Annotated in this window: 14 protein-coding genes; 12 read left to right on the forward strand and 2 right to left on the reverse strand. The window is 41.0% G+C overall.

What is annotated here, in order from left to right; translation table 11 throughout:
• The first annotated feature begins 4 nt into the window (after positions 1-4).
• From FQ083_RS10570 to FQ083_RS10590, 5 genes are all read left to right on the forward strand, one after another.
• The gene (locus FQ083_RS10570; protein ID WP_149409822.1) at positions 5-1,186 is read left to right on the forward strand and encodes a glycosyltransferase family 4 protein; all 1,182 of its coding nucleotides are present in this window, start codon (positions 5-7) and stop codon (positions 1,184-1,186) included.
• Between the two features lie 48 nt (positions 1,187-1,234).
• Positions 1,235-2,755: a hybrid nucleoside-diphosphate sugar epimerase/sugar transferase gene (locus FQ083_RS10575; protein WP_149409823.1), complete on the forward strand. Its 1,521-nt coding sequence runs from the start codon at positions 1,235-1,237 to the stop codon at positions 2,753-2,755.
• A gap of 36 nt (positions 2,756-2,791) precedes the next feature.
• Entirely contained in the window at positions 2,792-4,246 is a 1,455-nt protein-coding gene (locus FQ083_RS10580; protein WP_149409824.1) for a capsule assembly Wzi family protein, read from the forward strand.
• A 394-nt stretch (positions 4,247-4,640) separates the two neighbouring features.
• Positions 4,641-5,537 (forward strand): bifunctional methylenetetrahydrofolate dehydrogenase/methenyltetrahydrofolate cyclohydrolase FolD, encoded by an 897-nt coding sequence (gene folD / locus FQ083_RS10585; RefSeq protein ID WP_149409825.1) that lies wholly within the window; start codon positions 4,641-4,643, stop codon positions 5,535-5,537.
• Positions 5,538-5,649: 112 nt separating this feature from the next.
• Positions 5,650-6,147, forward strand: coding sequence for a phosphate-starvation-inducible PsiE family protein (locus FQ083_RS10590; protein ID WP_149409826.1), 498 nt, complete (start codon positions 5,650-5,652; stop codon positions 6,145-6,147).
• A gap of 129 nt (positions 6,148-6,276) precedes the next feature.
• Here the strand turns inward: FQ083_RS10590 and corA are convergent, their stop codons facing one another.
• Together corA and FQ083_RS10600 are read right to left on the reverse strand one after the other, a co-directional pair.
• Positions 6,277-7,491 carry a magnesium/cobalt transporter CorA gene (gene corA / locus FQ083_RS10595; protein WP_149409827.1) on the reverse strand — a complete coding sequence of 405 codons (1,215 nt, stop codon included), beginning with the start codon at positions 7,489-7,491 and terminating at the stop codon, positions 6,277-6,279.
• Positions 7,492-7,552: 61 nt separating this feature from the next.
• Positions 7,553-7,942, reverse strand: coding sequence for a DUF2237 family protein (locus FQ083_RS10600; protein WP_149409828.1), 390 nt, complete (start codon positions 7,940-7,942; stop codon positions 7,553-7,555).
• A gap of 493 nt (positions 7,943-8,435) precedes the next feature.
• On the opposite strand from FQ083_RS10600, the gene FQ083_RS10605 reads away from it, so the two are divergent.
• The 7 genes from FQ083_RS10605 to FQ083_RS10635 all read left to right on the forward strand — a co-directional run bounded on the left by FQ083_RS10605 (position 8,436) and on the right by FQ083_RS10635 (position 17,016).
• Positions 8,436-9,740, forward strand: coding sequence for an ATP phosphoribosyltransferase regulatory subunit (locus FQ083_RS10605; protein WP_149409829.1), 1,305 nt, complete (start codon positions 8,436-8,438; stop codon positions 9,738-9,740).
• A 177-nt stretch (positions 9,741-9,917) separates the two neighbouring features.
• Positions 9,918-11,207, forward strand: a complete 1,290-nt coding sequence (locus tag FQ083_RS10610) for an adenylosuccinate synthase (protein WP_011512996.1) — start codon at positions 9,918-9,920, stop codon at positions 11,205-11,207.
• Between the two features lie 300 nt (positions 11,208-11,507).
• Complete coding sequence (ndk, locus tag FQ083_RS10615) at positions 11,508-11,939, forward strand: nucleoside-diphosphate kinase (protein WP_149409830.1); 432 nt, start codon at positions 11,508-11,510, stop codon at positions 11,937-11,939.
• 337 nt (positions 11,940-12,276) lie between these two features.
• Positions 12,277-13,518: a 23S rRNA (adenine(2503)-C(2))-methyltransferase RlmN gene (gene rlmN / locus FQ083_RS10620; RefSeq protein ID WP_262881105.1), complete on the forward strand. Its 1,242-nt coding sequence runs from the start codon at positions 12,277-12,279 to the stop codon at positions 13,516-13,518.
• Positions 13,519-13,840: 322 nt separating this feature from the next.
• Entirely contained in the window at positions 13,841-15,148 is a 1,308-nt protein-coding gene (locus FQ083_RS10625; RefSeq protein ID WP_149409831.1) for an RNA-guided endonuclease InsQ/TnpB family protein, read from the forward strand.
• A gap of 102 nt (positions 15,149-15,250) precedes the next feature.
• The gene (gene pilW / locus FQ083_RS10630) at positions 15,251-16,204 is read left to right on the forward strand and encodes a type IV pilus biogenesis/stability protein PilW (RefSeq protein WP_149409832.1); all 954 of its coding nucleotides are present in this window, start codon (positions 15,251-15,253) and stop codon (positions 16,202-16,204) included.
• On the forward strand, positions 16,201-17,016 hold the full coding sequence (locus FQ083_RS10635) for a helix-turn-helix domain-containing protein (RefSeq protein WP_149409833.1): 816 nt from the start codon (positions 16,201-16,203) through the stop codon (positions 17,014-17,016). The genes pilW and FQ083_RS10635 overlap by 4 nt, the downstream gene beginning before the upstream one ends.
• Positions 17,017-17,048 lie beyond the last annotated feature (32 nt).

Genomic DNA, 17,048 nt, shown 5'->3' on the forward strand with positions numbered 1-17,048 from the left:
GACTGTGTCTAAAAAATTATTTTTAATTACAGAGTTTTACGATTCCTCTCAAAATACAACGGGTTATCTATTTGGTAAGCTACATGAGTTTCTTAGTAAACAAAAAGATATAGATCTAACCTTATTGACTAAAAAGGACGAGAAAGTACTTAATCAGCCTGAAGCTTTGTATGTAAAAGGAGTTACGTTCGATAAGAAAAGCCTAGTCAGTAGATCTTCTTATGAGCTATTTATTGGATTTAGTTTTTTTAAAAATTGCGCTCAGTATATTAAAAAAGATGACATAGTATTCACTGGTACTACTCCCATTTTACTCCTGATTATCATTCATATTTTAAAAAAGATAATAGGTTTTAAATGGGTGCTTCTGGTTCATGATGTTTTTCCAGAAAACTTAGTTGCAGCAAAGATAATCAAACAAGATAATGTTGGATATAAATTATTAAAGCGTGTTTTTGATTCTGTTTACGCTAGTGCAAATGATATTATTGTTATTGGTAGAGATATGAAAGATCTGGTTTATAATAAAACCAATCATAATAAGATCACTGTCATACCTAGCTGGATTGATGAAAAGGATATTACGTTACAAGCTAAGAATAATAACTCTATTTTAACTGAGCTAGGTTGGCAAGATGAACAAAAAGTAGTATTCCAGTTTTTTGGTAATCTTGGAAGAGTGCAAGGTATATCAAGTTTGATGAAAGCGATTAAGTTAATGAAAAGGGCAGAGGATGCTCAATTTATTTTTATCGGAGATGGTGTGTATGTCGATGAGCTTAAGTCGTTGATTAGTGAGTCAAACAATAAAAATATTATATATTATGGTTCTGTTTCTCAGGAGAACAAGTCTATAGGCTTGAATGCTTGTGATATTTCTATTGTTACTCTAGCAGATGGTATGCTTGGTTTAGGTGTACCTAGTAAAGCTTACTATTCTATGGCAGCAGACAAACTAATATTTACAATCATGGATAAAAATTCTGAAACTTATCAGATGGTAGAAGAAAATAATATAGGGTGGGTAGTAGAAACTAGTAATATTGAAGAAATAGCTGAAATGTTAGATAAAGCAGTCAGCGATATTCAAACCCAAAAGTATAACTCTCCAAGAAAAACTTTAATAAATAAGTTTTCGTCTGAGGTTGCTATGAATAAAATTCTAAATATCATTCGCACACTTTAAAGTTGTTTTAATGAAACGATGGTATATAAATATAGTTAAGGGTAATCCATGAATATCTTAGTAACAGGTGCTAACGGTTTTGTAGGTCACTCATTAGTTAATAGCTTGATGGATACTAAGCACAGCGTCATAGCTGGTGTTCGTAAAACTCCTTTAAAGAAGCTTAACTGTGAATACAGGATCATAAACAATCTTGAGGATAAGCCACTATCGACTGATATTTTTAAAGATATCGATGTTGTCATTCACACAGCTGCTCGTGTGCATGTAATGGATGATAAGTCTGCTGACCCTCTTACTGAATTTCGTAAGCTGAATGTAGAAGGCACTTTGAATCTAGCTCGCCAAGCGGTTGAGGTAGGTGTAAAGCGTTTTATATTTATCAGCTCGATTAAGGTAAATGGCGAAGGAACAGAGCTTGGTAAACCCTATACCGAAGATTCTAAACCTAATCCTACTGATCCTTATGGTATTTCTAAATATGAAGCTGAGCAAGGTCTGCTCAAATTAGCAGAAACCACACCGTTAGAGGTAGTGATTATTCGTCCTACCTTAGTCTACGGCGAAAATGTTAAAGGTAACTTTCAATCGCTGATAAAATGGACTTATAAAGGTATTCCTCTACCAATAGGTGGAATTAAGCATAACTTGCGTAGCTTAGTATCTGTGGATAACCTAACAGATTTTATTATCACCTGTATCGAGCATAAAGATGCTAAAAACCAAGTATTTTTAATATCAGACGATGATGATATTTCAACTGCTGATCTCTTGGATGGAATAGCGAAGGGATTGGGACTGACGAACAGAGCACTACCTATACCTGCAAGCATGATAAACAAAGCAGCTGCGGTAGTAGGCAAGTCGGGCGTTGCGCAAAGGTTATCCGGCTCCTTACAAGTAGATATCAGTAAAGCTAAAACCTTGTTAGGCTGGAAGCCTAAATACTCAACTAGTGAGTCAATTCGAAAAACAGCCGAATTTTATAAGTTAAACTTAACAGCTCTACAGTCTATGCCTTTACAAAGACCTCTGGATATTATATTTTCAGCGACAGGCTTAATAGCTGCTTCACCGCTATTAATTGGGGTAACCGTTATTGGTTATTTAGATACAGGTTCACCGTTGTTCATTCAAGAACGGGTAGGTAAAGATCAAAAACCATTTAAACTGGTTAAATTTCGTACTATGAAGGTAGATACAGCTTCTGTGGCTAGTCACTTAGCTGATAACAGTTCAATCACTAAACTGGGCAAAGTATTACGTAAAACCAAACTCGATGAATTGCCACAATTGATTAATGTGTTAAAAGGTGAGATGAGCTTGGTAGGTCCAAGACCTAATCTTTTTAATCAAAATGACCTTATCGAAGCAAGAGAAGATATGGGTGTTTATAATGTTTTACCTGGCATCACTGGTTTAGCCCAGTTAAGCGGTATTGATATGTCCACACCTGAACGCTTGGCAAAAAAAGATAAAGAAATGATTGATAATATGAGCCTTAAAAATTACTTTTCTTATATTGTTGGAACTGCTTTAGGTAAAGGTAGTGGTGATGCAGTTAAATGAAATTCAATAAGTGTCAGTCATTGGAAGTAATCTATTATGTATAAAAAGCTAAGCATTTTATTGGGTTTGAGTGTCTTATCCTCAGTGTCGGTGTTGGCATCTGCACAAAACCTATATATGAACGATCTAAAACTCAAGGCGGATCTTGATTGGTTAAATACTCAAGGGGTCGCGCAGATTAGCACCAGTACTTGGCCACTGACAGCCAATGAAATCAAACGTGCTTTAAATACAGCTCATGCCCAGACGGCAGCGCAGCAGCAGATCCTGCAGTCGGTACAAGCGCGATTGAATCAGAACCGCAACTCAGTGGTAAAAGGGTCGGCAGCACTGCATATACAAACCGATAGAGATCAGCTACCACAAAAATTTGCTGACGATCAACTTGCGGGTCAACAAGCAAGCGTTGGCGTGTCGCTTAGCGAAGCGGAGTGGGAATTTAATTTACAAGCCAATTTAAAAAATGACAAACTTATCGATGACAGCTCAGATGTTAGCTTTGAGGGCTCATACCTTGCTGGTACTGCTGCCAATCAGTGGTTAATCGCGGGTAAAATTCCAACGTGGTGGGGACCTGGTCATGATGGTAGCCTTATTCGAGGCGATGCAAGCTTGCCGGTCGCAGGTTTTACCATGCAGCGCGATCAGCAAACTGCTCCGACATTCCCATATTTATCGTGGGTCGGGCCTTGGCAGTATCAGCTATTTGCCGGTCAGCTAGAGGATTATGAAGCCATTCCTGATGCTAAGCTATTTGGTGCGAGGCTGACTGCTAGTCCACGGGAATGGTTAGAAGTCGGTGCTTCTCGTACCTTTATGTGGGGCGGTGAAGGTCGTCCACAGAGTTTTAGTTCCTTTACTGATGCTCTCTTAGGAACCAAAGATAACGAAGCAACTAATAGTATTGAGGCAGCCAATGATCCAGCCAATCAGCTTGGTGGTTTCGATGCTCGCTTAAAATTGGCACCATTGGTGAATATGCCTGCTAGCGTTTATGCACAGTATGTCGGTGAAGATGAAGCAGGCGGTTTACCAGCTAAAAGTATGTATTTAGCTGGTGTTGATTATGCATCTGCCGCTTATGGCAAACCTTACCAGCTTTATGCGGAGTATACAGATACTCGCTCTAGTGGTGAAGTTCGAGGTATTTCCTATGACCACTTTGTTTATACGGATGGCTATTATCAGCAAGGCTTCCCATTAGGTTATGCATTAGGTGGCGATGCAGAAAGTATCGCACTTGGTGGTCGTTTATGGATCGATAACCGTAACTTTATTAATGCAAAATTACAGCATGCTAAAGTGAATCAAGCCGATGAAGCCATTAATCAAGCATTCCCAACGACTGATAAGTTAACTGGTATTGATGTGGCTTGGGAACATCAATACAACCCTCAAACGCTTATCTCTAGCCGAATTTGGGCAGTAGATTCAGATATCCAGTCGACTGATATCGGCGTAGGTGTAGGCATTGAGCTGCAGACTTATTAAATGCTTGCTTAATCAATGCACTACAGTGCTTGAAAACAAAAAGTCGGTCTACTAATATTTAATAGATCGACTTTTTTATGGTCACGTTCTTGTTTTTTAATTATGGCTTTTTAATATAGTGAGTTCAATATAAAAGAGTTACGCTTAGAATAGCATTATGCTGGGATAAATTTCTCTCGCTTGCCGTGCGCTTCGCACTCCAGAGGCTTCGTAAAATTTATCCCAGCAATACAGTGTTCTTTTTAAATTGAATCGAATATAGGGTGCTAGGATTTTTTGGCTCAGGCAGGTACAATATGAGTATCAATCATACCTTGATCAAGGATAAGACAGGCATGCAAGCAATTGCGGCGCTGTCTTTACTTTTTTTATCGCACCCTTTATTGGAGTTACTATGTCAATTGCGTCTATTACGTCAACTGCCCAAGGATCTGCTACCGTTTTGGACGGTAAAGCACTTGCTAAACAAATAGAGCAGCAACTGAGTACGCGTGTAGACGCTATTAAAGCTAAGACAGGACGTACCCCAAGCTTAGCGACGATATTGGTCGGCGATGATCCGGCTTCTGCGACTTATGTACGTATGAAAGGCAATGCTTGTAAACGTGTTGGCATGGATTCTATTCGGGTTGAGATGCCAAGTGCGACGACGACTGAAGAGCTGATGGCAAAAATAGACGAGCTGAATAGCAATCCAGACGTCCATGGTATTTTGCTGCAGCACCCAGTACCTGCGCATATCGATGAGCGTGCTTGCTTTGAGCAGATTGACTTGGCAAAAGACGTCGATGGTGTGACCTGTCTTGGCTTTGGTCGTATGGCGATGCAGCAGTCCGCTTATGGCTCATGTACCCCGCAAGGTATCATGCATTTACTAGAGTATCATAGTATTGAGCTGACTGGTTTGGAGGCCGTAGTTGTAGGTCGTAGTGCAATTTTAGGTAAACCAATGGCGATGATGCTATTAAATGCCAACTGTACGGTAACGATTTGCCATTCAAGAACGCAAGATTTAGAGTCTCATATTAAACGTGCTGATATCATAGTTGGAGCAGTAGGTGTACCTGAGCTGATCAAAGCTGATTGGATTAAAGCAGGTGCTGTGGTTATCGATGCAGGTTTCCATCCGACTGATAATGGCGGTGTTGGCGATATTGAATTGCAAGGCGTCGAAAATATCGCTAGTGCTTATACACCAGTTCCAGGTGGCGTTGGGCCTATGACGATTAATACGCTTATTCGCCAGACCGTTGATGCTGCTGAAAAAGCTGCCGGTTTAGACAATAGTTAATGAGTTAATCATAAGAGCACGGATTGCCGATAGATAAGGAGCCTGAGACTTCACAGTAGACAGCACAAAAACTCAGGCTAAATCAACCCCTTTACCGTTGATAGGATCTAACATGGCTAAAAATAACGTGGGTATTCATGAGCGATTACAAGGTATTGGTAGAGAGTTCGTCGATGTCTCTCATTACATAATCTTATTTTTAATCAGTGTAGTGGTAGTTTGGACAGCGGGCAAAGAATTCTTTGTGATCTTTCAAAAAGGTTCAGCGGATTTGAAAGACATCTTATTACTCTTTATTTATCTAGAGCTGTTAGCGATGATTGGGATCTATTTTAAGACTCATCGTTTGCCAGTGCAGTTCTTGATATTTATTGCGATTACGGCTTTATCGCGACATTTAGTCGTCGATGTACAGGCGGTATCAGATAACTTTCACTTATGGCTGTTAGCAACGATTTCCTTTGCCGTTATGGCGCTGAGTGCATCAATTGTTATATTAACTTGGACGGCTAAGATGTTTGGGCGACCAGAAGATTATTCGAAAGACCATCAAGTGACCAGTACTGAGCATCACTTGCCTTGTGTTGATAATGAGCAGTCTCTTAAATAATTATTTTCGATAAATATCATGAATAAAGGGATGATAGGTGTCGATGAGTTACTAACGATAGTTAATATCTGTTAATGAAAAAAGGGCTTCCATATATATGGAAGCTCTTTTTTTATCTAGAAAGTGGGTTTATAACCAGCCCAAGCGCTTAAAGTTAAGGTATAAAAAACTACATAGTGAAATGATAATCGCCATAATGATAAAGTAAGAATATTGCCAATGTAGCTCAGGCATAAAGTCGAAGTTCATCCCATAGATACCCGCAATCGCTGTCGGTACTGCCAAAATACCTGCCCAAGCAGCAAGCTTGCGAACCACCTCATTCTGTCCCATATTTACCATGGCAAGATAGGTGTTCATCACCACGCTGAGCATCTCATTTAAACCATTGATGGCATCTAAAGAATGCAGTAAATGGTCATTCACATCTCGAAAGTAGGGTTTTGCAGCGTGCGAAAATGGTGAGACCAAATCGCTTTTTTGATGGTTTATAAAAAAGCTACAGATATCCTGCACTGGTAAAATAACTGCACGCATATGCACTAATTGTGATTTTAATTCATACAGATTTCTAAGCGTTTCTTTATTAAATTCATAAGTAAAGATATTGCGCTCTTGCTCACGTAAATAGCTACCTAAGCGGTCGGTCACTGGCATATAGTTATCGACGATAAAATCAATTACAGCGTGCAAGACAAAAATAGGTCCCATACGCAGTTTTTCAGGGCGGCGATTACAGTGCTCACGTACCGGCGCATAGGAGTTAGAAGGACCATTACGAATCGTAATCAGATAGTTTTTACCCATAAATATCGCCGTAGTACCATAGCGGATGACATTGCCTTCAAGCTTAGCAGTACGTAATACCACAAATATCGTATCATTATCATAACTTTCAACTTTAGCACGCTGATGATCGGCAAAAGCATCTTCGATTGAAAGCTCATGTAGATCAAAAGCTTCTTTTACCTCGGATATTGTCTGCAAGCTAGGCTCATAAAGACCTAACCAGATAAACTGACCACTATTGCTTAAGGCTCGACTGACATCCCTGAGTGCTATTTTGTTCAGCTGTTCACCGGTTTTACGGGAATAAGCATAACAATTAACCACTTCATTAGCACTAAGTGGCTCAATATCCTCATAGCGCTCAGAGTCTGGATCATAGACGGTCATGGTCTCAATAGTGTCCTCAACCGTCGCATCAGAATCGCCATAGATATAGCTGTCATAATTGTCTAGATAGGAGTGCTCGTCTATGATAGTGGCGTCAATAAGACTGACATTAGACTCAGGTGTGATACGCGTTGCCGTTTTGACAATCAGGTCATCATCTTGGTTCATACCTACTCCTTCTGTCTAAGTATAAAAATAAATATAAAACAACTTCTGCAACTGATGCAGATTACAAGGCAAAGCGTTTGAGCGTCTCAATATCAATCAACTTTAATAAGCTTTCATGACATGCTTCAAGCTTGATTTGTGGCGCCATGCCTAAATCGAGTGCTTCAACCCAACGTAACGCACAAATACACCAGTAGTCACCTGGTTGCAGACCGGCGAAACCATACTCAGGCAATGGCGTAATCAAATCGTTACCGCGACTGGCTGAAAAGTTTAAAAACTCGCTGGTCATTTTGGCGCAAACGGTATGTTGACCAACATCATGGTTGCCCGTATGACAAAAACCATTGCGATAATAACCGGTAAGCGGATCAAAACAACAGCTGGCTAAGGCGGTGCCAAGCACATTTGCTTGGTTGGTAGCAGGATTTGGATGATAATCAGATGACATAAGGCTTCCAAAATAAAAATATAGGCTAGTGTAACATGAGTGTACATCTAAGACGTTATTCAACGATAGATGCAACAGATAGTTAGACAAAATATTGCTCCGTCAACGCTATATTTTGTCTATAGAAATACGGTATTAACGATGATAAATCTGTCATAAAAAAGACAGTTTTTAAGGTTATTAGAATAAATTAGATGGCGATTGCCATTAATTGTCACTAGGCGAAGCTTAGCTGCTATGCTAAACTAAAGCATAAAGTGCCTTGATTATTTATCATAATTTTTTAGCGCATAAAGATACTCGTCTTATCATCCCAACTTATACTATTACTCACCCTTTTGCGGTTACCTAGTTTGCTTATTAATAATTGGGTCAGTGATGTTGCGCGTGAAAAATAAAAAACGCCTGATATCTATGCAATTGGAAATATAACCTTTAAGTACCGCATCTTTACCGCGCTTTTGGTAAGCGATACGCCAAACAAGGATTTATTGTGTCTGCCAGTTCTGATTCTGCAAAACCTGCCCTGCAAAATACCCTCAAGCAAGCGGCTACTCTGCCCGCTGATAATACTGCCGCACCTAACCGTTTACCTTATTTAAGCAATCTTGCCAGCGATGTTGCTAATAGCTGGTTGCTGCCTGATGGGGTGGTTGATGTGTTGTTTGAAGACGCCCATAAGCAAGAAGTGCTTAGACATCAATTGATCCAGCAACTTATCAGCCATGGCTATCAGTTGGTCAATCCGCCAATGATTGAGTTTACCGAATCGCTACTGAGCGGAGCCTCAGAGGATTTAAAACGTCAAACCTTTAAGATTATCGATCAGCTAACGGGTCGTTTGATGGGCATACGCGCCGATATCACGCCGCAGATTCTACGTATTGATGCACACCATGGCGGCGATGGAATCGCGCGTTATTGCTATGCAGGTGATGTGATTCATACTTTGCCATCGGGGCTTTTTGGCTCACGTACACCGTTACAGCTCGGTGCTGAGATATTTGGTTGTGAGTCCATTGCAGCAGATATTGAGCTGATTGATGTTTTATTTAGCATGCTCAATAGCCTAGAAATGAGCGCAGCATTACATATTGATTTGGGTCATGTAGCGATATTTAAGCGCTTGGCAGAATTGGCAGTATTATCAGAAAGTGATACTGAGCAATTGATGCAGCTTTATGCCAATAAGAATTTGCCAGAGCTGAAGCAGGTTTGCCAAGCGCTACCGCTCGGTAACGATTTTTATACCTTGGCGCGCTTCGGTCATGACATTGCAAATCTGCTTGGCAGATTGTCAGGGAATGCGCAACAAGACACTCAAATTGTCACAGCTATTGATGAGCTGCAACGTCTAAAAGCGCACTTGCAAGTACAGTGGCAGTGTGCGGTCAGTATCGATGTGACCGAGCTATCAGGCTATCATTATCATACGGGCATTGTGTTCAATGGTTATATCAATAGTGAAACTCAGCCGCTGGTACGTGGCGGTCGCTTTGATGGTATGAAAAGCAATCAATTAGCCACGAATCAGCCACGTCAAGCGACCGGCTTTAGTATGGACGTCAGCCGTTTGCTCGCGCATACTCAGCTTGATGCACCTGTTATTGTGCTGGTCGATTATGACGCTTTCAAGGATTTGGATAGTGAGCAGCTGCAGCTATTATTACAGCAAGTGGCAAGCTTACGTCAGCAGGGCTATCGCGTGACCATGCCATTAACGGCAAAAGATATGCCAGTGGGTATGACTCATCGTTTAAGCCTTGTCGATAACCAATGGCAGCTACAAGCGGTTTAACTTTAAAAATATTTATAAATGCTATAAAAAAAGCGTTTGCTATAAAAAGATATTTAGTGATTAAGTCGTTAAAAACATACTTTGTTTAAAGTATCGTTTTTAGCATTACTTTCGTTTTGATAGGTAGTTTTAAACACTTATTGCACACACCTCAATATATTAAGGTAAGGATTTATCATGGGTAAGAATGTCGTAGTTTTAGGTAGCCAATGGGGCGATGAAGGTAAAGGTAAAATCGTCGATTTACTAACCGAAAAAGCCTCAGCAGTTGCACGCTTCCAAGGCGGACATAATGCTGGACATACGTTAGTTGTAGATGGTAAAACCACCGTCTTACACCTAATCCCATCTGGTATTTTGCGTGAAGGCGTTACCTGCTTTATCGGTAATGGCGTGGTATTAGCACCTGATGCACTACTTAAAGAGATGAAAGGTTTAGAAGAGAATGGCGTACCAGTACGTGAGCGTCTGCGTATCTCTCCTAACTGCCCATTAATCATGCCATATCATGTTGCCCTTGATCAAGCGCGTGAAGCCAAGCGCGGTAGTGGTAAAATCGGTACGACTGGTCGTGGTATTGGACCAGCTTATGAAGATAAAGTTGCGCGCCGTGCCATCAAGCTTGCTGATTTGTTCCGTGATGACTTAGAAGAAAAACTACGTAACTTAATCGAATATCATAACTTCCAACTGACTCAGTACTATAAAGTTGAAGCGATTGATTTTGATGAAACGCTTAAGCTTTGTAAAGAGTGGAAAGAAGAAATCAGAGGCATGGTGACTGATGTCACTGAAGATTTGAACCAATTGCGTCTTGCTGGCAAGAACCTAATGTTTGAAGGTGCGCAAGGCACATTACTTGATATCGACCACGGTACGTATCCGTTTGTAACCAGCTCAAGTGTAACCGCTGGTGGTGTATCTACAGGTACGGGTATCGGTCCATTATATTTAGATTATGTCCTTGGTATCACGAAAGCCTATACCACCCGTGTTGGTAGTGGTCCATTCCCAACTGAATTGTTTGATGATGTTGGTGCACATTTAGCCAAAGTCGGTCATGAATTTGGTGCCACGACTGGTCGCGCGCGTCGCTGTGGTTGGTTCGATGCTGAAGCATTACGCCGTGCTGTTGTACTTAACTCTATGTCAGGTATCTGCCTAACCAAGCTTGACGTATTAGATGGTCTAGAAGAATTGCTAATAGGTGTGGGTTATAACTTACCTGAGACTGAGTGTGCAGGCGCGCATGATGCAGAGTTCTACGAAGCGGTAACGCCAAAGTACGAAACACTACAAGGCTGGAGCGAATCAACGGTTGGTATCACTAACTACGATGAGCTGCCTGAAAACGCCAAAATATACATCAAACGTATCGAAGCATTGATTGGTTGCCCAGTTGATATCATCTCAACCGGTCCTGATCGTGAAGAGACTATCGTATTACGCGATCCGTATGACGCTTAATTGGTTATAATGCTATTGTATGTTTAATTCACAAAACCCTAATGCTAAACATTGGGGTTTTGTTTTTGATAAATCAGAAGATTGATGAGTAGTAAAAGCCTACCCAATTTACTTTTGTGCAAGTTACAACCGTAAATTAATCCTATCATTTACAGTCTTAATCATTATAATAGGCAGCAATCATTCGCTGAGCATCGTATTGCGTATCCGCATTGGATATTCATAAATGAATTCGCTCAGCGCAGTGATCACAGACAACGTAAATTATTTAACTTCTCACTTATTTATTAGGAGCTTTTCATGGCTAACGAACGTACTTTATCTATCATCAAACCTGACGCAGTCGCTGGCAATAACATCGGCGCTATCTATGACCGTTTTGAGCAAGCTGGTCTAAAAATTGTTGCTGCTAAAATGATGCAGCTTGATGATAAAAAAGCGGGTGGTTTTTACGCTGAGCACGCTGAGCGTCCATTCTACAACGACCTAGTATCATTTATGACTTCAGGTCCAGTATTGGTATCAGTACTAGAAGGCGAAAATGCGATCGCTAAGCATCGCGACATCATGGGCACGACTAACCCAAAAGACGCCGCTGAAGGTACTATCCGTGCTGATTTCGCTAGCAGCATCGATGAAAACGCGGTTCATGGTTCAGATTCAGCAGAATCAGCAGCACGTGAAATCAGCTACTTCTTCAATGAAGAAGAATTGTGTGCACGTACGCGTTAATAGCAGTTTTTATTAATAGCCACTTTTGTGCATAATGGTTGTTATGCATAATAATAGTGCTAATTAATAATTAGTGTAGCGAAACGGCTTATATCTTTTGGTATAAGCCGTTTTAGCTATTATAATAGTCTGACTATGTATTGAAATTTTAACTTTTCTCCCTCATTATTAGTTTTATATAGCGTTATCAATCCTTTATCAGCATATTGCTTTGAGTTTTTGGTAAAAAATGCGCTCATAACGGATTGCTCATGCACTCATATATTGAGTACGTCTAGCAACACCCATCTCAATAATTGCATCGCTCATACTAGTAGATGCAAAAAGGTTATTTATTATGTCAACTGCTCAAAGCCCTATTCAAACTGACGTCCAACATGTACCTGCTAAAACTACTAAGAGTATAAAACTGGTAGATGAGGCGCAGGCGAAAACCAATCTACTAGGTATGACACAAGCGCAACTGGCGGATTACTTTAAGAGTATTGGCGAAAAGCCGTTTCGCTCGACGCAAGTCATCAAGTGGATATATCAGCAGGGTGTCACTGATTTTGAGCAAATGACCAATCTGAGTAAATCTTTGCGTGATAAATTATCAGCCAATGCCTGCGTCATTCCGCCAAAAGTGATTCATCGTCAATATAGTGATGATGGCACGCGTAAATGGGTATTTGAAGTCACGGGTGGCTCGTTGGTCGAGACCGTACTGATTCCCGCAGATGATAGTAAATTAAACGGTCGCAAAACCTTGTGTGTCTCCTCGCAAGTCGGCTGTGCACTTGACTGTAGTTTTTGTAGTACGGGTAAGCAGGGCTTTGAGCGCGATTTGACGGCGGCTGAGATTCTTGGACAATTATGGGTGGCAAATGCCTCTTATATGACTGATGAAAACGATAGTTTAGAAAATGTTGACCATAGCTTGTGGGAAAACAACGTCACCAACGTCGTTATGATGGGTATGGGTGAGCCGTTATTAAACTATCGTCCTGTTGTCAGCTCGATGGAATTGATGCTTAGTGACCATGCTTATGGTTTATCAAAGCGCCGTGTTACTTTGTCGACTTCAGGTGTGGTGCCAAAAATGTATGAGTTGGCACAGGAGCTTGACGTGGCTTTAGCGATTTCATTACATGCGCCAAATGACGAGCTACGTAATGAATTAGTGCCGATTAATAAAAAATACCCATTAGAGCAGTTAATGGCAGCGGCGAGAAATTACGTTTTTGATGTGAACCCACGCCACAAGAAACACGTGACTATTGAATATGTGATGCTAGATGGTGTCAATGATAGTAATGAGCATGCTGAGCAATTGGTCACATTGTTGGGTGATTTACCAAGTAAGATTAACCTGATACCGTTTAACCCGTTCCCTCATGCAAATTACGATAAGTCGAGTAATAATCGTATTCATGCCTTTAGTAATATATTAAGTGAAGCAGGTTTTGTTTGTACGATTCGTCAAACGCGTGGCGATGATATCGATGCCGCTTGTGGGCAATTGGTTGGGCAAGTTGCTGACAGAACGCGTCGGTCAGCCGCATGGCAGCAAAGCATCAAGGATCGCGAGAATAGTTAATTAGGTTAATAAAAATGACTGCTATAGCTATCTAACGTAGCTATAGACGAATTGATGTATTAAAGAGAATCCTACTATAGTATTTTTTGTAGCCTCTACTATGCAGGCAGTACTAATCAATAATTTATTGTGGTAGCGTGTCGTGTTACTATCAGTCTATCTAAGCACTAAAGAGGGCTCCACCCGAGCTAGGTCGTAGGTAAATTTCACATAGTTTTTAGTCTTTTTCACACAGCTCACTCATTAAAAGTATACCAAAATAAATGACGTATCTGTATAGTGTTAAACATTAGAATATTCGTTTATTGGTAAAGAGTATTTGATGAAAATCAACAAGGCGTACAAATTTAGGCTTAGCCCTAATGCAGAACAAGTGGTCATATTAACCAGTCTTGTTGACTCTGCGCGTTTTGTTTGGAATGAAATGTTGGCACTTTCGCTTGAGATGTTTGCTAAAAACGAATTTATTAATGCCATCAATTTGGTTAACAAGATTGTTGGACTGAAGAACAATCCTGAGTTTGCCTTTTTGAAATCCCGATCTAACGCCGTATCTCTACAACAAAAAGTTCGTGATCTCGCGTCAGCTTGGTCACGATTCTTTGACCCCAAAGTACATGCCAGATTTAAAGAAAGTAAAAAGAAGCCTAGAAAGCCTAAGTTTGTTAAATTGCTTGATGGAACAGAAATTCAGCACCGACCTTTAATGCCGCAGTTTAAGCGTAAAGCAGATCGCTGCGACTCAATGCGCTTGGTGCAATTTGATAAATACTGCCGTGTTGAGGGCAATCGAGTAAAGCTGCCTAACGGGGTTGGGTTTGTGAAATTTAGAAAATCCCAAGAGATTGTCGGTATCATTAAAAACGTTACCATCAGCAAGAAATCAGGGCAATGGTATGTGTCATTTGGTACTGAGCGAGAATTACTACAAAACCCAATTCACCCCTCTAAAAGCTCACTAGGCGTTGATTTAGGCATTACTAAACTTATTACCACCTCAGAAAATAAAACCATCAAGCCCAAAAACAGCTTTAAGGCCAATCAAGTCAAATTGGCAAAATTACAGCGTCAATTAAGTAGAAAAATTCTATTTAGTCAAAACTGGAAAAAGCACAACCACAAAATCCAAAAGCTCCACAGCCATATTGCCAATATTCGCCATGACTACTTACATAAAGTAACCACCACGATCAGCAAAAACCACGCCATGATTGTCGTTGAGGACTTAAAAATAGCCAATATGTCAAGGTCGGCAAGCGGTACGATGGAGAATAAAGGTCGTAATGTCAGAGCTAAATCAGGATTAAATAAATCAATCCTAGATCAAGGTTGGGGCATGATGATTGATATGCTTGGATATAAGCAACATTGGCGCGGTGGATTAGTGATTAAGGTTAATCCAAACTACACCAGTCAAACCTGTTTTAACTGCAAACATGTTGCCAAAGAAAATAGACGGACTCAGGCAAAATTTGAGTGTGTTAAATGCATGTATGTTGCAAATGCCGACTTCAATGCGGCATGTAACATATTATCGGCAGGACATGCCGTTTTGTCTGCGGAGGGAGGATGCGGTAAAGGTCGCCCGATGATACAGAAAACTTGTGACAGCCGTGAGGAAGTCGCCTAAGAGCTTTTGCTCTTAGAATCCTCCACTTGAGCAATGCGAAAGTGGGGTGAGTATGTCAATAAACTGATGCCTCGATGATCGAACGCATTGAATTATAGTTTTATGATGGTAGCCATGATGACTTCTAAAAACTCTTATCAGTTCAACTATAAAAGACCCTTTTATCCTGTGATAAAACGATTAGGCTCTACAGTCTTTCATGCTAATAAAAAGCGTGCTTACGTTGTAGGCATCTTTAGTATGTTGTTGTCTGGATTCTTGGTTGGCTGTCAAAGTACGCCAACCAACGATCTAATAACGGGCACGCCTTATCAAACCTCAACGCAACCCAATGACAACCGTAAATTGGATCAGCAAGAAATTGCTCGCGTTCGAACGACACTTGCTGCACAATATATCCGCAAAAACGAGCTTGATGCTGCCCAAAGACAGCTCGAAAAAGCCTTTGCTGCCGATAGCCGTCATGCGCCCGCCTATGATATGATGGGTGTTTTGTTGCAGCAAGAAGGCAGCCGCCTTAATCTTGAAAAAGCGGATCAATATTTCAAAAAAGCCATTGCGCTTGATAAAGATTTTGACCAAGCTCACAATAATTATGGCGTGTATTTATCGCAGATGAAGCGTTATAAAGAGGCAGCTGAGCAGTTTGAAATCGCTGGTGCTGCCCTTGGTTACGAAGGTCGTATTGGGGCGTTAGAGAACTTAGGTCGTACCTACCTTCAGCTCAATGACCATCCTGCCGCAGCAAAGGCTTTTTTACGGGCTCTAGATGGCAATCGAAATAGTATTATTGCCCATATTGAACTGGTTGATTTATTACTTGAGCAGCAGCGTATTGAGCAGGCACAAAGGCTCTATGATGAGACCTTGATATTGGTACAAGGGCAGGGCGCTAGTCCGCGCTTGCTCCTACAAGGCATCAAATTGGCGGCAGCGCAAAAAAACATCAAGACACGCCAACAATTGGCACAGCAACTTTTATCTGCTTATCCATTAAGTGATGAAGCAAAACAACTAAAGACTTGGCTTAACAATCCAGAGGCACCATGGAAATGACCACCCCATCATCAAACACAAACTTTAACGCTCAGGGATCATTTGGTGCCATGTTGCAGCAAGCTCGCAAAGCTAAGCAAGTAAGCTTGGACGACGCGGCAAATGAATTGTTTATTTTAAAACGTCACCTGCAAGCGTTAGAAAATGAAGATTTCGCAGATTTACCGCAAGTGGCGTTCGCGCGCGGTTTTGCGATCAACTATGCCAAATATTTGGGTCTCGACCCAGTCAGAATAGCCAGTAGCTTTGATGCCGCTTACCCAAATGAGCTGAAATCGCGTTCGGCTAATAATACTCAGTCGCCATTGCAGCCTATGGGTACGCTACAGCGCGATACACATAATCGTATTCGCTTTAATCCGCTACTAATTATCGCAGTGATCGGTGTCATTATTTTAGCGATTTTCCTATTCCGTATGGTTAGTAATGCCAGCAAGGAAAATACCGAGCAGCCTATATCTAGCTCTGAAGATATCTCAGCAGTAGAACAAGCACAAGGCGCAGCTATTAATACCGATGTTACAGGTGTTAGCGCTTCAGGTTCAGCACTAAACTTAGGCGGTGGCGACGTTGCTCCTGCCACTTTGGATGTTAAGCTGACGGATGCTGCTGTCGTCACTATTACAGATGCTACTGGTAGCAGCTTGATCGCGGGCTCGCAGAATGCGGGTGATTATCAGTTATCAGGTATGCCACCTTTTAATGTACAGATTGATAATATTAATAACGTGCGCTTGATGCTCAATCAGCAATCTGTCGCTTTAAACAGCTATGCAAATGGTAGCCAAGCCAGTTTTGAATTGGCACCTTAATTTATCAATTGGTTCAGTTTTTAAAGTAAATA

The sequence above is a fragment of the Psychrobacter sp. ANT_H59 genome, assembly GCF_008369225.1.
In the GTDB taxonomy this organism is placed as follows: domain Bacteria; phylum Pseudomonadota; class Gammaproteobacteria; order Pseudomonadales; family Moraxellaceae; genus Psychrobacter; species Psychrobacter cryohalolentis.

Bases quoted from the DNA above. Each gene is read 5' to 3' on its own strand.
- FQ083_RS10575 (WP_149409823.1), top strand. From the start codon at position 1,235: ATGAATATCTTAGTAACAGGTGCTAACGGTTTTGTAGGTCACTCATTA.
- FQ083_RS10580 (WP_149409824.1), top strand. From the start codon at position 2,792: ATGTATAAAAAGCTAAGCATTTTATTGGGTTTGAGTGTCTTATCCTCA.
- folD (WP_149409825.1), top strand. From the start codon at position 4,641: ATGTCAATTGCGTCTATTACGTCAACTGCCCAAGGATCTGCTACCGTT.
- FQ083_RS10590 (WP_149409826.1), top strand. From the start codon at position 5,650: ATGGCTAAAAATAACGTGGGTATTCATGAGCGATTACAAGGTATTGGT.
- corA (WP_149409827.1), bottom strand. From the start codon at position 7,491: ATGAACCAAGATGATGACCTGATTGTCAAAACGGCAACGCGTATCACA.
- FQ083_RS10600 (WP_149409828.1), bottom strand. From the start codon at position 7,942: ATGTCATCTGATTATCATCCAAATCCTGCTACCAACCAAGCAAATGTG.
- FQ083_RS10610 (WP_011512996.1), top strand. From the start codon at position 9,918: ATGGGTAAGAATGTCGTAGTTTTAGGTAGCCAATGGGGCGATGAAGGT.
- ndk (WP_149409830.1), top strand. From the start codon at position 11,508: ATGGCTAACGAACGTACTTTATCTATCATCAAACCTGACGCAGTCGCT.
- rlmN (WP_262881105.1), top strand. From the start codon at position 12,277: ATGTCAACTGCTCAAAGCCCTATTCAAACTGACGTCCAACATGTACCT.
- FQ083_RS10625 (WP_149409831.1), top strand. From the start codon at position 13,841: ATGAAAATCAACAAGGCGTACAAATTTAGGCTTAGCCCTAATGCAGAA.
- pilW (WP_149409832.1), top strand. From the start codon at position 15,251: ATGATGGTAGCCATGATGACTTCTAAAAACTCTTATCAGTTCAACTAT.
- FQ083_RS10635 (WP_149409833.1), top strand. From the start codon at position 16,201: ATGACCACCCCATCATCAAACACAAACTTTAACGCTCAGGGATCATTT.